This window comes from Flavobacterium erigeronis (assembly GCF_054075165.1).
Genome location: NZ_JBSKGP010000009.1, coordinates 181,367 through 196,349, shown reverse-complemented (window position 1 = coordinate 196,349; position 14,983 = coordinate 181,367). Strand labels below are relative to the sequence as shown.

The 14,983-nt window shown below is 34.5% G+C and carries 15 protein-coding genes; 9 read left to right on the top strand and 6 right to left on the bottom strand.

Annotated features, from left to right (window positions below):
* Positions 1-528 carry an isopentenyl-diphosphate Delta-isomerase gene (gene idi / locus ACWA1F_RS18220; RefSeq protein WP_177212124.1) on the bottom strand — a complete coding sequence of 176 codons (528 nt, stop codon included), beginning with the start codon at positions 526-528 and terminating at the stop codon, positions 1-3.
* 296 nt (positions 529-824) lie between these two features.
* Between idi and msrB the strand changes: the two genes are divergently transcribed.
* The 5 genes from msrB (at position 825) to ACWA1F_RS18195 (ending at position 4,500) form a co-directional block, all read left to right on the top strand.
* Complete coding sequence (msrB, locus tag ACWA1F_RS18215) at positions 825-1,379, top strand: peptide-methionine (R)-S-oxide reductase MsrB (RefSeq protein ID WP_456895715.1); 555 nt, start codon at positions 825-827, stop codon at positions 1,377-1,379.
* A 165-nt stretch (positions 1,380-1,544) separates the two neighbouring features.
* Positions 1,545-2,150 (top strand): peptide-methionine (S)-S-oxide reductase MsrA, encoded by a 606-nt coding sequence (gene msrA / locus ACWA1F_RS18210; protein WP_456895713.1) that lies wholly within the window; start codon positions 1,545-1,547, stop codon positions 2,148-2,150.
* 171 nt (positions 2,151-2,321) lie between these two features.
* Entirely contained in the window at positions 2,322-2,774 is a 453-nt protein-coding gene (locus tag ACWA1F_RS18205) for a carboxymuconolactone decarboxylase family protein (RefSeq protein WP_456895711.1), read from the top strand.
* An 83-nt stretch (positions 2,775-2,857) separates the two neighbouring features.
* Positions 2,858-3,193 (top strand): YciI family protein, encoded by a 336-nt coding sequence (locus tag ACWA1F_RS18200; protein WP_125722392.1) that lies wholly within the window; start codon positions 2,858-2,860, stop codon positions 3,191-3,193.
* A 62-nt stretch (positions 3,194-3,255) separates the two neighbouring features.
* Positions 3,256-4,500 (top strand): RNA polymerase sigma factor, encoded by a 1,245-nt coding sequence (locus ACWA1F_RS18195; protein ID WP_456895872.1) that lies wholly within the window; start codon positions 3,256-3,258, stop codon positions 4,498-4,500.
* A 52-nt stretch (positions 4,501-4,552) separates the two neighbouring features.
* Here ACWA1F_RS18195 and ACWA1F_RS18190 read toward each other — a convergent pair whose 3' ends face one another.
* Entirely contained in the window at positions 4,553-4,990 is a 438-nt protein-coding gene (locus tag ACWA1F_RS18190; RefSeq protein ID WP_456895709.1) for an META domain-containing protein, read from the bottom strand.
* Between the two features lie 260 nt (positions 4,991-5,250).
* Between ACWA1F_RS18190 and ACWA1F_RS18185 the strand changes: the two genes are divergently transcribed.
* The 3 genes from ACWA1F_RS18185 to ACWA1F_RS18175 all read left to right on the top strand — a co-directional run bounded on the left by ACWA1F_RS18185 (position 5,251) and on the right by ACWA1F_RS18175 (position 8,588).
* On the top strand, positions 5,251-6,663 hold the full coding sequence (locus tag ACWA1F_RS18185; protein ID WP_456895707.1) for an aminopeptidase P N-terminal domain-containing protein: 1,413 nt from the start codon (positions 5,251-5,253) through the stop codon (positions 6,661-6,663).
* A 281-nt stretch (positions 6,664-6,944) separates the two neighbouring features.
* Positions 6,945-7,904: a quinone oxidoreductase family protein gene (locus ACWA1F_RS18180; protein WP_456895705.1), complete on the top strand. Its 960-nt coding sequence runs from the start codon at positions 6,945-6,947 to the stop codon at positions 7,902-7,904.
* Positions 7,905-7,934: 30 nt separating this feature from the next.
* The gene (locus tag ACWA1F_RS18175; RefSeq protein WP_306157954.1) at positions 7,935-8,588 is read left to right on the top strand and encodes a hypothetical protein; all 654 of its coding nucleotides are present in this window, start codon (positions 7,935-7,937) and stop codon (positions 8,586-8,588) included.
* 36 nt (positions 8,589-8,624) lie between these two features.
* Here ACWA1F_RS18175 and ACWA1F_RS18170 read toward each other — a convergent pair whose 3' ends face one another.
* From ACWA1F_RS18170 to ACWA1F_RS18160, 3 genes are all read right to left on the bottom strand, one after another.
* Positions 8,625-9,710: a DUF6630 family protein gene (locus tag ACWA1F_RS18170; protein WP_456895703.1), complete on the bottom strand. Its 1,086-nt coding sequence runs from the start codon at positions 9,708-9,710 to the stop codon at positions 8,625-8,627.
* 21 nt (positions 9,711-9,731) lie between these two features.
* Complete coding sequence (locus ACWA1F_RS18165; protein ID WP_456895701.1) at positions 9,732-10,433, bottom strand: SMI1/KNR4 family protein; 702 nt, start codon at positions 10,431-10,433, stop codon at positions 9,732-9,734.
* Between the two features lie 74 nt (positions 10,434-10,507).
* The gene (locus tag ACWA1F_RS18160; protein WP_456895699.1) at positions 10,508-12,067 is read right to left on the bottom strand and encodes an NAD(P)/FAD-dependent oxidoreductase; all 1,560 of its coding nucleotides are present in this window, start codon (positions 12,065-12,067) and stop codon (positions 10,508-10,510) included.
* A 358-nt stretch (positions 12,068-12,425) separates the two neighbouring features.
* Between ACWA1F_RS18160 and ACWA1F_RS18155 the strand changes: the two genes are divergently transcribed.
* Positions 12,426-12,668, top strand: coding sequence for a hypothetical protein (locus ACWA1F_RS18155; protein WP_456895697.1), 243 nt, complete (start codon positions 12,426-12,428; stop codon positions 12,666-12,668).
* A 99-nt stretch (positions 12,669-12,767) separates the two neighbouring features.
* Here ACWA1F_RS18155 and recQ read toward each other — a convergent pair whose 3' ends face one another.
* Positions 12,768-14,963, bottom strand: a complete 2,196-nt coding sequence (recQ, locus tag ACWA1F_RS18150) for a DNA helicase RecQ (RefSeq protein ID WP_456895695.1) — start codon at positions 14,961-14,963, stop codon at positions 12,768-12,770.
* Between the last annotated feature and the right edge of the window lie 20 nt (positions 14,964-14,983).

Here is a 14,983-nt window from a genome sequence, read left to right as displayed (position 1 = left end):
CTATAATTTATGGTCTTCAAGATAATGATCAAATTCATCAAAAATTATCTTAAACCATACGGTATAAATTTCGGGCTGTTTTTCAATATCTGCTTTAACATCTTCAATACTCATCCATTTCCAGTCTTCTACTTCATCTGGATTTATATTGGGTTCATCATTATAATAACCAATCATCACATGATCCAATTCATGCTCTGTCAAGCCGTTATCAAAAGGAGCTTTATAAATAAAATGAAACAGCTCTTTCAATTCTGCTTTAAAACCCATTTCTTCAAACAAACGTCGGCTTCCAGCTTCAATATTGGTTTCACCTTCACGCTGATGACTGCAGCAAGTGTTTGTCCAAAGCAGCGGAGAATGATATTTATGATGAGCACGCTGCTGCAGCATAATTTCGTTTTTACTATTTAAAATAAAAACCGAAAAGGCACGGTGCAAAAGCGCTTTTTCATGTGCTTCTAATTTTGGCATCAAGCCAATCTGTTCATCGTTTTGATTAACTAGTATTACGTTTTCTTCTGTCATAAGGCTTCTTAAGCAAACAAAAATACGAAAAAAGAAATGGCTTAAAAACGCTAATTACGATTGTCAAAAGCCAAGCTCAAGACCCAATTTCTATTTTGCTGATTTACAACATTCTAATTTTATGCTAAAAATTAAAAGCTGTTAAAATTAAGACATAAAAACTACATTGTACTCTTTTACGTAACTAATAAAAAGTTAAAACACACTTAAAAAAATCTCAATAATAACTCAGACTGTAATTTGAAGGTAAATCTCGACGTATCTTTGAAATTCAGACTAATAGCACCCAAAAATTTATGAAATCTAAAAATCTAATTTTCAGCCTTTGTTTTTTGATTCCGCTTTTTATTTTTCAAGCTTGCGGACAAAATACCAAAAAGCAATCTGCAAAAACTGTCGTTATGGAAAACAAAATAAGCAAACCCGGAAATCCTTATTACTCTAATACCGATACCACAAAATTGAATGTCAGCGACGCTGAATGGAAAAAGGTTTTACCAGCAGATGTTTATGCCGTAATGCGTGAGGCCGACACCGAAAGGCCTTTTACCGGAAAATATTGGAATACTGACGAAAAAGGGACTTACTACTGCGCTTCATGCGGAAACTTACTTTTTAGATCGACAGCTAAATTCTCTAGCAGCTGCGGATGGCCAAGTTTTTTTGAACAGGAAAACAAAAAAAGTATTGTTTTTAAAGAAGATAATTCGATTGGAATGGAAAGAATCGAAACACTTTGCGGTCGTTGCGGCGGACATTTAGGACACATTTTTGACGATGGCCCAGAACCAACGGGAAAACGTTACTGCATGAACTCGATTGCTCTTGATTTTATTCCTGATTCTAAATAAATATTTAAACACATAGAAACATAAATTTTCAAGCTTCAAAAAGAAATTAGAGAAAGAAACTAGTTTTTCACACATAGATAAACTATGTGAATTTAGTCAAGTGAAACGCCTTTATCAAGATTCCAAAAAGCATATTTCTATGTGTTAAAACAAAAAAATCCCATTATGAAAAATATACTTCTAATATTCTTTTTTGCGCTTTCGCTGAATGGATTTTCGCAAAGCAAAAAATCAAACCTAGAAAGCATTACCCTTGGCGGAGGCTGCTATTGGTGCGTTGAAGCTGTTTACGAACAACTTGACGGCGTAAAATCTGTGGTTTCTGGGTTTTCGGGCGGTAAAGTTGCCAATCCGACTTACGAAGAAGTTTGCACGGGAACAACCGGTCATGCCGAAGTGGTTCAGATTACGTATGACAAAACTGTGACAGATATTAACGAAATCTTTAAAGTGTTTTTTACCGTTCACGATCCGACAACTTTAAACCGTCAGGGCGCAGATGTTGGAACACAATATCGTTCGGTAATTTTCTACAAAAACGAAGAACAAAAAAAGGCCGCGCAAAGCATTATTGCCGAACTCAATAAAGCAAAAGTTTACAACAGCCCAATTGTGACAAAAGTGGAACCTTTTAAAGCTTTTTATAAAGCCGAAGATTACCACCAGAATTATTATTCGAATAATAAAAATCAGCCGTATTGTAAAATGGTGATTCAGCCGAAACTCGAAAAATTCGAAAAGGTTTTTAAAGACAAACTGAAAAAGAAATAACAAATACTAAAGCATTATTGTAAACCGTCCACAAAAAATGGACGGTTTTTTTATTTGCTAAAGGCTTATAAACATTGAGATTTTAAAAATATTTTATTTTTTTTCAGATTTTTTGTCCAATCCTGAAAATTCGATTGTTATTAGGGTATAAACAATTAAAAATTATACATCATGGAAGCTAGATTAAATTTATTCGAACAAGGTCAAAAAGCAGTTAGTACATTATTTGGAATCTCTGGTTATTTGAAAAAAGCAACAATCGAAAAATCTTTAATGGAATTGGTCGATTTTAGAATTTCACAAATTAACAATTGTGCATACTGCTTAGACATGCATTCAAAAGAAGCTTTAGCAGCTGGAGAAACTACACAACGTTTATTAGGATTAAGCGCTTGGAGAGAAACGCCTTATTTTACGCAAAGAGAAAGAGTCGCTCTTGCGTACACAGAGGCAGTAAATGCTTGCGACGTTCCAGACGAAATCTATAATATCGCAAAAGCTGAATTTACAGAACAAGAATTAATAGATCTTACTCTTGCTGTTGCGGCAATCAATGCTTGGAATCGTCTTAATATTGCTTTTGCTAATACTCCTGGAACTTACAGAGTGGGTCAGTTTGGATAATGATAATTAGTTTTTATTTTCTAAAAACAATTAACTTTATACAACTTAAAAAGAAAATTAATCTTTTATAAAAACATATCGAAATGAATGAATTTTTATTGATTTTCAGAAGAGATTTTATAACAAAAGAAGAACAGCCCTCTCCAGAAGAACTGCAGCAGCACTTACAGCAATGGCAAAACTGGTTCGGAAGTCTTGCGGCTCAGGATAAACTGGCGAGACCTTTACAACGCTGGGACGGCCAAGGAAAACTCGTAAACTCGAAAGGAGTTACAAACGGACCTTTTGTTGAAATTAAAGAATCTATAGGGGGACTAATTATAATTAAAGCCAAAGATTATGACGAAGCTGCCGAAATTGCGCAAGGATGTCCAGTTCTGAATTTTGGCGGAAATGTCGAAATCAGAATGGCCGTTTAACTTTGAAGAATTAAATATCAAAAATGCCTTTGTATCTTTACTTAGGCATTTTGCTTTATAATATGGAGAACAAAGAACTTATCCCTAATTTATTTAGAACAGAATATCAAAAAATAGTTTCGGTACTCTGCAGCTTATTTGGCATTCAGCATATCGAAATTGCCGAAGATATTGTTAGCGATACTTTTCTTTCCGCTGCTGAAACTTGGTCGATAAAAGGAACTCCCGAAAATCCGACCGCTTGGCTGTATACGGTTGCCAAAAACAAAACTAAAAATTACCTAAAAAGAAATACGGTTTTTGAAACCAAAATAGCTGGTGAAATCAAACACAATGCCTCGCTCCAAAATCCCGAAATTGACATCGATTTATCGGATCAAAATATTGCCGACAGTCAGCTCGCGATGATTTTTACGGTTTGTAATCCCAGTAATTCAGAAGAAGCTCAAATTGCTTTGGCTCTAAATTTATTGTGCGGTTTTGGAATTAGCGAAATCGCCGATGCTTTTTTATCTAATAAAGAAGTAATCTACAAAAGAATCAACCGCGCCAAAGAAAAGCTGAAAGAAGAAAATATCAAGATTAAAAATCCGAATCTTTCTGAAATACAAGATCGAATGCCTGCGGTTTTAAAAACGATTTATCTGCTGTTTTCTGAAGGCTATTATTCTACTTCTCAAAATACAACTTTACGAAAAGATTTCTGTACCGAAGCCATGCGCCTTACCTATTTGCTAATTCAAAATCAAAATACAAATCTCCCGCAAACCAATGCTTTAATGGCCTTAATGTGTTTTCATTCTTCAAGATTTGAGGCAAGAACTGGCTTAAACGGAGAAATTATTTTGTACGAAGACCAAAACGAAACACTTTGGAATCAAGAATTGATAGACAAAGGAACTTATTTTTTAAGTAAATCATCAACTGGAAATACGCTTTCAAAATATCATTTGGAAGCCGGAATTGCTTACTGGCACACGAACAAAAATGATACCGCTGAAAAATGGCAGAACATTCTCGAATTGTACAACAATCTAATTATTTTAGAATATTCTCCAATTGTGGCTTTAAACAGAACGTATGCTTTATCTAAAGTAGAAGGCAATGAAGAAGCCATTCGCGAAGCCGAAAAATTAAACCTTACCGATAATCATTTTTACTATTCTTTACTCGGAAATCTTTATTTTTCAATTGACTCCAAAAAAGCATTAAAACATTTTGAAAATGCTTTAAATCTTGCCAAAACCATTTCAGACAAAGCTATCATTAGCAAAAACATTGAAAAATTAAATAATCTTACCGCATAAAAAAAGCAGATGAAAAGAATCATCTGCTTTTGTTTTTATATCTATTTTCAAACTATTGTTTAGCCACTTTTTTGAATCTCATCATTGGCACATCGCCTTGAATTAAATTAAGTTTTCCGTCTTTATCAATAGAATAGCTTGTAATTTTTGACATTTGTTTTACAAACTGCTGTTCTCCTCCACCTTCACAAAACATCATTGTAGTTGGACCTGGTTCTCCAAAAGTTAGAGATTTACCGCTCAAAGTGTATGGCGCACTGTAACCGTTGCATCCGTTATTGCCATAAACTTTTGTTTCTTTCTGATCAAAAGTAATTTGCGGCTTTTTATTCGGATATAATCCTTCAAAAGCAATTCTTGGTCCCGAAATGTATTCTAACTCCCAAGTTGTGTCAAATAAATTGCCTGCGTTTCCAGCAGTTTTTGACGATTTACATGAAGCAAAAAATATTGCTAAAATTGAAAGAACTGCAAGTGTGTACTTTTTCATAAAAATATATTTTTTAAAGATTTATAATTTGTTTTTTGAAGATTAAAATAATTTTATAAAAATTCTTTACTCAATATTCATGCCTAGTTAGAGATTTTTAACAATTTAAATTCTATATAAAACTGTTATTTCTGTCTCTAAATTACTATATTTTCTTTAAACTTTTATAAATCAAAGATTTAATTTCAATTAGATGATTTCTTTTTTTTTGTAATTTGCATCAATCAAAAAACCAAAATCATCAATAAAAAACCCAAAAAATGAAACAATTCCTATTTTTGCTTTTATTTGCATTGACCGCGCCGTTTGTTCATTCGCAAGAAAACCTTCCAACAGATTATCTCACAAAAGAATTTCATCAAGGACGCCGTGAAGCATTTAGAGCTTTAATGCCTGCAAATTCTGTTGCTGTTGTTTTTTCCTATCCAGAAAGAGTATTTTCTAGAGACATGGATTACATTTATCATGCAAATCCAGATATGTATTATTTATCAGGATACAAAGAACCAGATGCGGTATTACTGATTTTTAAAGAAGCACAAGGAACTGAAAAATACAACGAAGTTCTTTTTGTAAGAGAAAGAAATGCTAACCGCGAAATGTGGACAGGAAGACGTTTGGGAATTGAAGGCGCAAAAGCTAAACTTGGTTTTACAACGGTTTACAACGGAAAAGATTTTAATGCGTTTGGCATTGACTTTTCAAAATTCAGTACAATTATTTATGACAGAATTCCAACAGATGTTGCAGAAAATAATAGTCCAGACAATTTATTTGCATTGATAAAATCATTTAAAGCCAAAGCTGGAATTACTCAAGCAAACGAAGCTTCAACAGATTTATTTGACAAAATAACCAGTTCGCTTCGTGAAATAAAAACTCCCGAAGAACTTGTTTTGATGCGCAAAACAGTAAAACTTTCTTGTGTGGCTCACAACGAAGTGATGAAAGCGGTTGGCCCAGACATGAGCGAAAATGAAGCTGACGGAATTCACACTTACATTCACAAACATTATGGTGCAGAAGCCGAAGGTTACGCTCCAATTGTAGGCGTTGGTGCAAACGGATGCATATTGCATTATTGGGAAAACAACGCCACAAAAATGGACAATCAATTATTATTAATGGATGTTGGATCTGAGTATCACGGCTATTCTGCCGACGTTACCAGAACAATTCCAGCAAACGGAAAATTTACCGAGGAGCAAAAAGCCATTTATCAAATTGTTTATGATGCGCAGGAAGCTGTTTTTAAAATCTGTAAAGCAGGAACTCCTCTTGTCGCTCTAAATGAAGTTGCGAAAGATGTTATTGCAAAAGGTTTGATTAAATTAGGAATTATTACAGATCCAAAAGATGTAAAGTTATATTATCCGCACACCTGCTCCCATTTTCTTGGACTCGATGTTCATGACAAAGGAACTTATAATGGCCCGAACACTCTTATAAAAGAAAACATGATTCTTACAGTGGAGCCCGGAATTTATATTCCGGCAAACAGTAAATGCGATAAAAAATGGTGGAATATCGGGGTTCGTATTGAAGATGATATTTTAATGCTTAAAGATTCTTATGAAAACCTTTCTATAGATTCTCCTAGAAAATGGCAGGATATTGAAGCTTTAGCTAAACAAAAAAGCACTTTTAATGATATGAAGTTTCCTAAAATATAGTTTTTTTTTTGCCACGACTCGAGCGACAGCGAATAGGCGAAGCAATTTCACGAATTCCCGCTAATTTTTTCTCAAATAGTCTACAAAAATAATTCGTGAGAATTAGTGAAATTGCTTCGCCTATTCGCTGTCGCTCGAGTCGTGGCAAACTTTATTTTTACAGATTTTAAAAATCATTTTAATCCTTTTAATCTGTGGCATATAATTTTAATCAAGCCTCAATATTTTGAGGCTTTTTCTTTTGATTTTTTACCGAACTTTACATTCTAAAATTATTTAAAATGAAAGCACTTACTTTTTCCACTTTTGGAAATTCTGATGTTTTAGAATATATAGAAATCCCAAATCCCGTTTTAAAAAGCGACGAAATTTTAATCGAGATGAAAGCCATAGGACTGAATTTTGCTGATGTTTACAGACGTAAGGGAAATTATCATTTAAAAGGAAATCCGCCTTTTATTGCAGGTTATGAAGGCGCAGGAATTGTTGTTGATGCAAATAATCACTCCGAATATAAAGTCGGAGATCGTGTGGCTTTTGCCGATGCTCCGTTTGCCAATGCAGAATTGGTAGCGGTTAATGTAAACCACATTATTCGATTGTCTGAAAGCATTTCTTTTGAAACCGCAGCTTCTGTTTTACTTCAAGGTTTAACGGCACATTATTTAGCTACAGACAGTCACAAAACTGCAAAAGGAGAAACTGTTTTAATACACGCAGTTGCTGGAGGAGTTGGACAAATACTTACTCAGATTAGCAAGCTTTTGGGTGCAACTGTTATTGGATTAACCTCATCACCCGAAAAAGCGAAAATCGGATTCGAACAAGGTACTGATCATGTTTTTCTTTATAATGACGATTGGAAATCGGAAGTTTTTAAAGTTGTTCCTAATGGTGTTGATGCAGTTTACGACAGTATCGGAAGCACTTTAAAAGACAGCTTTGAAGTGACTAAAGAATGCGGACAAGTGGTTTTCTTCGGAATGGCGGGCGGCGATCCTGAACCTGTAGACCCAAGAATGCTAATGGACGGTTCTAAAACTTTAACTGGAGGCGATTTGTGGAGTTATTTGAATTCTAAAGAAGAAAGAATTAAAAGAGCAACGCAATTATTCAGTTGGATCACAGAAGGAAAAATCAAACTTTCAGAACCGACTTCTTTCAAATTATCAGAAGGAAAACTGGCACACGACTTTTTAGAAAGCAGAAAAAGCACAGGAAAAATTATTTTAATTCCTTAGATTTGAAACCAAAAATTAATCTTTTCTCTAATGATGAATAAACCAAAAAACTATTTTTTATTACTTATTTTTTGCCTAATCTTTTGTTCTGCTCAATCACAAAAACTGACCTGTACAATTTATTTTGACGATAATACTTCTGTTACTGGTCTGGGAAAAATAAAAAGTGACAATTTTATTAAATTCAAATTAAACGAAGATGCAAAAAGTACCGATTATGATCCGATGATAATTGATAAAATAGTTATCGAAAAAGATGGTGTTTCTCAAGTTTTCAAATACAAAAAAGAGATCGATGGGTTTCATAAATGGCTAAAAGTTCTCATTGAAGGGAATGTTTCTTTATACAAATATGATAATTCAGGTCTTATCTTCGTTCCTTCGATGACTCCCACTGGCTTCGGAACTAATGGTTTTGGAGGAACTAATATGTATTCAAGCTCAATTGAAGAATATTATGTTGCACACGGAGAAGAATTTGAAGTCATTTCTATTAGCACTATCGGTGGCTTTGGCAAAAACTTTAAAAAAGTAGCTTCTAAATTCTTTGAAGATTGTCCGATTCTTGTAGAAAAGATCAATAATAAAGAATATAAAAAAGATAAAGTTTACGATGTTGTAAAATTTTATAATACAAATTGCAATACTGAAAATGCTGCTACAACAAGTGAAATCAAAAACTAAAAAAGAAACCCATTATGTTTAATAATGGGTTTCTTTTTATAACTGATTTACTTCTATTTTCGTCAATTCTGATAATTCTAAGATTCTTTCTACTTCATCTTTGTTGGCGACAAAAAACAAATAATTATCTCCGTACGTGTCGTATGTCATTAATTCAAGATCGTGTTTTTCTAATGCCGATTGAATGTATGGAAACAAATCATGACTATACGTTTCTTCGGGATAATCGAAAGTAAAATCTTCTCCAATTAATTCCGAAATAAAGTATACTGCATCTTCAGGATCAAATTTCCAGTCGCTGTTCCAAGCATCGATACTTTCAAAAAAAGCAAAATGACCTTCAACAATATTGTGATACTCTTTGGCTTCTTTCTGGTAGTTTTTAAAAAGCTTTTTAGCTTCTTTTTTCAGTTCTTTATCTTCAATATTTCCTCTTGAAACCAATTTTATAAATTCCTGAAAAGTTTTTTCTGTCGCTTCTTCACTCGTTAATAAATCTTCATTTGAAGGAAGTTCAACCGTTTTAGGAATTTCAATATTTAAATATTGGCAGATTCCTTGCAAAACCAATTTAAAATCTCGAACTCCGATTGCTTCACTTTCATTCTTCGGATTATTTACATCTATAACCTCACTTTCCAGTAATCCTTGGGTATAATCAAAGAAATGTCTTCCGGAATACAACATTTTAAAATCGTTTATTTCTAAACTATTCGTACAGCAAAAAAAGATTACAAAGTTTTTTATAGAACGTTTAAAGAACTTTTTTTCTTCTGGAGTTGGCTCACAATAAAACTGAATATGTATAAAATCATACTCCAAACCTTCTTGCATCATTTCATCAGAAAGAGTCGCAATATTCATTTTTTTATAAAGTTCATTCAAAACTTCATAAGCATTATTAAAGCCTGCTTTTTTAATTTCTGCATTTCCTTCTTCATGATCCAACGAACCCGGAAAGTAATATAAATTCACCATGACATCTTCTTGAATTCCTTTCATTTTAAATTCAAGACTCGACTGCTCATTATATAAATAAGAGTAAATAGGATCAATAACATCAAAAGAAATTATCGATTTCGGGTCGTTGTTTCTATTAAATAAATTGGAGAAAAAGCTCATGAGAAATATTTTATATTAAAACTAATCGATAGAATATTTAAAACTTTGATTCATTTTATCAAAGGGAATTACCTCATTGACAATCGATTCCAGTTCGTGATCTGTCAATAATCCTCTCGCCGATTCTACTATTTTTGGTGAAACATTGATTTCATAATCGACAATATCTCGTTTTAGAATAGCTGATAAAATTTGATTTTGCCGATCAGTAAGATATTTTTTATGTGATTTAAATACCGATTCGATATCACTTCTAAATTCTTCATCTGTCAGTTGATTGTACACGTCTTGTTTAGACATATCGATCAACAAAACTTTAAAGATAAAATCTTGAAGATTTTTTGCCAGATAATTCACTTCATTCATGTCGTGCCAAACAAACACGATTGGCACGTCCCCATTATTTTCTTCGTTTAAGAAAAAACAATAATGGTCGCCACCTCCACTTTTAGCAAACGGAATAAATTTAAATTCTGGATTAATATTTCGATAATCTTCGGGATCTTGAAGCTCTTCGATTTCTTCTGCAACAGATTTTAAATTCAGCGATTCAAAATCATACGAATGCAAAAGCAAAGGCGGATTGTCTTTTAAAGTAGGATAGACATCTGTATACCAATTTGGGCCATATTCTCCAACATCTAGCATACCATCGGCATCTAATTGCTTGTATAGAAAAGGGTATTCAAATTTGTATTTTTTTTCGATTTCTTGTATGGTCATCTTTGGGGGAATATTCTATTAAAATCAGAATACTAAGATAACAATCTTTACCAGACCAAAAAACCCGAAGCCAATTATTTCAAGGATTCCGCGATCATTAAGGCACATTTTTCACCATCAATTGCAGCAGAAATAATTCCGCCCGCATAACCTGCACCCTCTCCGCAAGGATATAAACCTTTGATTTGCAAATGCTCTAAAGTCATCGGATCTCTCGGAATTCTTACTGGCGACGATGTTCTGCTTTCTGGCGCATGCAGAATTGCTTCATTTGTTAAATAACCGCGCATTGATTTTCCAAAATCCTGAAATCCCTGACGCATAATCTGAGTTAAAAACCCTGGAAAAACCTGCCCTAATTCAACCGAAGTCGTTCCCGGAACATAAGAAGTTTTTGGAATATCTGCTGAAACTTTGCTTTTTGTAAAATCGATCATTCGCTGAGCTGGAACTTTTTGAGTCTCTCCCGCCAAATGCCAAGCTTTTTGTTCGATGCTTTTTTGAAATTCCATTCCAGCCAAAGCGCCGAATTTAGCAAAAGGTTTAAAATCTTCCAGTTTCAATTCGACCACAATTCCAGAATTTGCTGTTGACTGATCTCGCTTTGAAGGCGACCAACCGTTGGTAACCACTTCTCCCGGACTTGTAGCACAAGGCGCAATTACACCTCCCGGGCACATACAGAATGAGTACATTCCACGGCCGTTAACTTGTTTTACGATTGAATAGGGTGCTGGTGGCAAATGCTCTCCACGGAAATCACAGCTATATTGAATGCTGTCAATTAATTCCTGAGCATGTTCTGCACGAACTCCCAAAGCAAAAGGTTTTGCTTCTATTAAAATTTTCTTTTTATCTAATAATTCAAAAATATCACGCGCCGAATGTCCAGTTGCCAAGATCAATTTGTTGGCGTGAATTTTATCTCCGTTCTGCGTTACGATTCCCTCAACTTCGTTATTCTTAACTAAAATATCATCGACACGAGTTTCGAATAAAACTTGACCGCCAAACTCTCTAATCTTATTTCTGATGTCTTCAATAATTTTAGGAAGTTTGTTTGTCCCGATATGCGGATGCGCTTCTACCAAAATATCTTCTGAGGCTCCAAAAGCCACTAAAAGCTCTAAAATTCTCGTAACGTCTCCACGTTTTTTAGAACGCGTATATAACTTTCCGTCAGAGTACGTTCCTGCCCCTCCTTCGCCAAAACAATAATTCGAATCTTCGTTTACAATATGCTCACGATTGATTGCTTTTAAATCACGTCGGCGGCCGCGAACGTCTTTTCCACGTTCTAAAACAATCGGTTTTAAACCTAATTCAATTAATTGCAAAGCGGCAAAAAGTCCGGCTGGACCTGCTCCAACTACAATTACTTCTTGCGCATTGGAAACATCCTTATATATAGGCAGATCAATTTTAGTTTCTTGGAAAGGTTCGCCTTTTACATAAATAAGAACTTTCAAATTGATTTTAATCGCTTTCTGACGTGCGTCGATAGAGCGTTTTAAAATCGAAACATGCTGAATTTCTTGTACCGAAACTTTGATTTGCTTAGACAAATGGTCTTTTAGCAATGATTCGTTTGCAGCAATTTCTGGTGTAACTTGAAGTAAAAGTTCTTTAGGCATTTTTGTGTTTTTATTCTATTAGCTTTTCTTTCTATGAAAAGAACATGCAAAAGTACTATTTTGAAATGAGATTTTATATTTAGTGTAAAATTTGCACGCAGATTTTATCGTTTTAAAATCATTGCTGTTTATTTTTTAGCCACAGATTATTTGGATTAAAAAGATTTCTTTTAGACAAAGCATATCGTAGAGACGCACCACAGTGCGTCTACACAACGGACATCCACAATACGTTAGACGCACTACAGTGCTTCTCTACAGAAAAAACCTTAGAACCTTAGCATCTCAGAACCTTAGAACCTTTAAAAAAAAATACTTTGTACCTTTGTCTCTTTGAACCTTTGCACCTTTAAAAAAAATGTCTAGAAAAATAAAATTAATCTGGGATTTCCGCGGACCTGCTTCTGCTAAAACTGCCGAACATCATGAAATTCATTTGAAAGAATATATAGCTATTGAAAAACTGCCTTTAAATATAACTGGCTTTTCAATTGTAAACGATATGCACGCAACAGCCTTTATGGTTGTCGAAGAACAAAATATGATTCAGGTAAGAGATGCTTTGAAACCGCATCGAGGGGAAGTTTATAGTGGTCAGTAATCAGTTTTTTAGTGTTCAGTAAAACTCACAAATAAAATAGTCAGTTTTTTAGTTTGCAGAGAATACTGAACACTAAAAAACTGACCACTGAATACTTTATTAATTTGCGACCTCGCTAATAAACTTAATACGCATTAAACGCAATTCGTCAATATCGTAATCGCCATCAAATTCTTTAAGAGCATCTTCTATTTTATCCGATTCTGATTCCATGAAGTAATCGTGAATTTCTTCCTGTTGATCGTCATCCAAAATATCGTCTAGCCAATATTTGATGTTTAATTTTGTTCCAGAATATACGATCTGTTCCATTTCTTTGATCAGCGCATCCATCGTTAGTCCTTTCGCGGAAGCGATATCACTTAACGGAAGTTTTCTATCAATATTCTGAATAATATATAATTTGTTGGCAGAATTTACTCCCGTAGATTTTACTACTAAATCGTCTGGGCGAATAATATCGTTGTCCTCAACATAACGGCTGATTAAAGCCACAAATTCACTTCCGTATTTTTTAGCCTTTCCTTCACCAACACCATGAATGTTATATAATTCTTGTATGGTTATCGGATATTTTAAAGCCATATCTTCAATAGAAGGATCTTGGAAAACTACGAATGGTGGAACTCCTAATTTCTTCGCTACCTTTTTACGAAGTTCGCGTAGCATTCCTGTTAAGACTTCGTCTGCAGTTCCAGAAGATTTTCCTCCAGTTACAATTGTTTCGTCGTCTGCTTCTGTGTATTCATGATCTTCAGACATCATAAACGACACTGGATTTTTGATAAAATCTAAACCTTCCTGTGTAATTTTAATCACACCGTAAGTTTCAATATCTTTTGACAATAGTCCAGTTACTAAAACCTGTCTTAACAATGCCATCCAATATTTCTCGTCGTGATCAGATCCTGAACCAAAATAAGGCTGCGTATCGGTTTTATGCGCTTTAATAACCGCATTGATACGGCCAATTAAAGTAAAAACAATTTCTTTTGATTTGTAGATATGTTTAGTATCGCGAACAATTTCAAGTAGTTTGACCACTTGTTCTTTCGCTTCCACTTTATGTTTCGGATTACGAACGTTATCGTCCATATCGGCACCTTCTCCATTTTCGCTGTCAAATTCTTCACCAAAATAATGCAGCAAGAATTTTCTACGCGACATCGAGGTTTCGGCGTAAGCCACAACTTCCTGTAAAAGCGCGAAACCAATTTCTTGTTCAGCAACTGGTTTTCCAGACATAAATTTCTCCAGCTTTTCTACATCCTTATAAGAGTAGTAAGCCAAGCAATGTCCTTCTCCACCATCACGTCCTGCGCGACCCGTTTCCTGGTAATAACTTTCTAGTGATTTTGGAATATCATGGTGAATTACAAATCGAACGTCTGGTTTATCAATTCCCATTCCGAATGCGATGGTTGCCACCACCACATCTACGTCTTCCATCAAGAACATATCCTGATGTTTGGCGCGAGTTTTAGCATCTAAACCTGCATGATACGGAACAGCACTGATTCCGTTTACTTGTAAAACTTCGGCAATCGATTCTACTTTTTTCCGGCTTAAGCAGTAAATAATTCCAGATTTGCCTTTATGCTGTTTGATAAATCGAATAATATCCGACTCAATGTTTTTTGTTTTTGTTCGAACTTCATAATATAAGTTCGGTCTGTTGAATGAGGCCTTAAAAGTATTGGCATCAGCCATGTCAAGGTTTTTCAGGATGTCTTCCTGAACTTTTGGGGTTGCTGTCGCGGTAAGACCAATAATTGGCACTTTCCCAAGCTGCTTAATTATGTTTCTCAGATTTCTGTACTCTGGCCTAAAGTCATGTCCCCATTCTGAGATACAGTGTGCTTCATCAATGGCAACAAAAGAAATTGGAACACTTTGTAAAAAAGCCACATATTCTTCTTTTGTCAATGATTCTGGGGCGACATACAAAAGTTTGGTCAATCCAGAAGTGATATCTTTCTTGACCTGAGCAATTTCCGTTTTAGTTAGAGAGGAATTTAATACATGTGCAATTCCATTTTCAGACGAAAGGCTTCGAATTGCGTCAACCTGATTTTTCATCAAAGCAATTAAAGGAGAAACAACTATTGCTGTTCCTTCTTGAATTAAAGCCGGTAATTGGTAACAAAGAGACTTTCCACCACCGGTCGGCATAATTACGAATGTATTGGTTTTACCTAAAATACTCGTAATGACTTGCTCCTGCAAGCCTTTAAATTGGCTAAAGCCGAAATACTTCTTTAATTCTTTATGTATTTCAATTTCATTTGAATTCATTCTCTATATTAACTGTATTT

What these genes read in the sequence shown, in the direction of transcription:
- ACWA1F_RS18185 (WP_456895707.1), top strand. Translation starts at nt 5,251, where the DNA reads ATGAAACAATTCCTATTTTTGCTTTTATTTGCATTGACCGCGCCGTTT.
- ACWA1F_RS18200 (WP_125722392.1), top strand. Translation starts at nt 2,858, where the DNA reads ATGAATGAATTTTTATTGATTTTCAGAAGAGATTTTATAACAAAAGAA.
- ACWA1F_RS18195 (WP_456895872.1), top strand. Translation starts at nt 3,256, where the DNA reads ATGGAGAACAAAGAACTTATCCCTAATTTATTTAGAACAGAATATCAA.
- ACWA1F_RS18155 (WP_456895697.1), top strand. Translation starts at nt 12,426, where the DNA reads ATGTCTAGAAAAATAAAATTAATCTGGGATTTCCGCGGACCTGCTTCT.
- recQ (WP_456895695.1), bottom strand. Translation starts at nt 14,963, where the DNA reads ATGAATTCAAATGAAATTGAAATACATAAAGAATTAAAGAAGTATTTC.
- msrA (WP_456895713.1), top strand. Translation starts at nt 1,545, where the DNA reads ATGAAAAATATACTTCTAATATTCTTTTTTGCGCTTTCGCTGAATGGA.
- ACWA1F_RS18165 (WP_456895701.1), bottom strand. Translation starts at nt 10,433, where the DNA reads ATGACCATACAAGAAATCGAAAAAAAATACAAATTTGAATACCCTTTT.
- ACWA1F_RS18160 (WP_456895699.1), bottom strand. Translation starts at nt 12,067, where the DNA reads ATGCCTAAAGAACTTTTACTTCAAGTTACACCAGAAATTGCTGCAAAC.
- ACWA1F_RS18175 (WP_306157954.1), top strand. Translation starts at nt 7,935, where the DNA reads ATGATGAATAAACCAAAAAACTATTTTTTATTACTTATTTTTTGCCTA.
- idi (WP_177212124.1), bottom strand. Translation starts at nt 528, where the DNA reads ATGACAGAAGAAAACGTAATACTAGTTAATCAAAACGATGAACAGATT.
- ACWA1F_RS18180 (WP_456895705.1), top strand. Translation starts at nt 6,945, where the DNA reads ATGAAAGCACTTACTTTTTCCACTTTTGGAAATTCTGATGTTTTAGAA.
- ACWA1F_RS18170 (WP_456895703.1), bottom strand. Translation starts at nt 9,710, where the DNA reads ATGAGCTTTTTCTCCAATTTATTTAATAGAAACAACGACCCGAAATCG.
- msrB (WP_456895715.1), top strand. Translation starts at nt 825, where the DNA reads ATGAAATCTAAAAATCTAATTTTCAGCCTTTGTTTTTTGATTCCGCTT.
- ACWA1F_RS18190 (WP_456895709.1), bottom strand. Translation starts at nt 4,990, where the DNA reads ATGAAAAAGTACACACTTGCAGTTCTTTCAATTTTAGCAATATTTTTT.
- ACWA1F_RS18205 (WP_456895711.1), top strand. Translation starts at nt 2,322, where the DNA reads ATGGAAGCTAGATTAAATTTATTCGAACAAGGTCAAAAAGCAGTTAGT.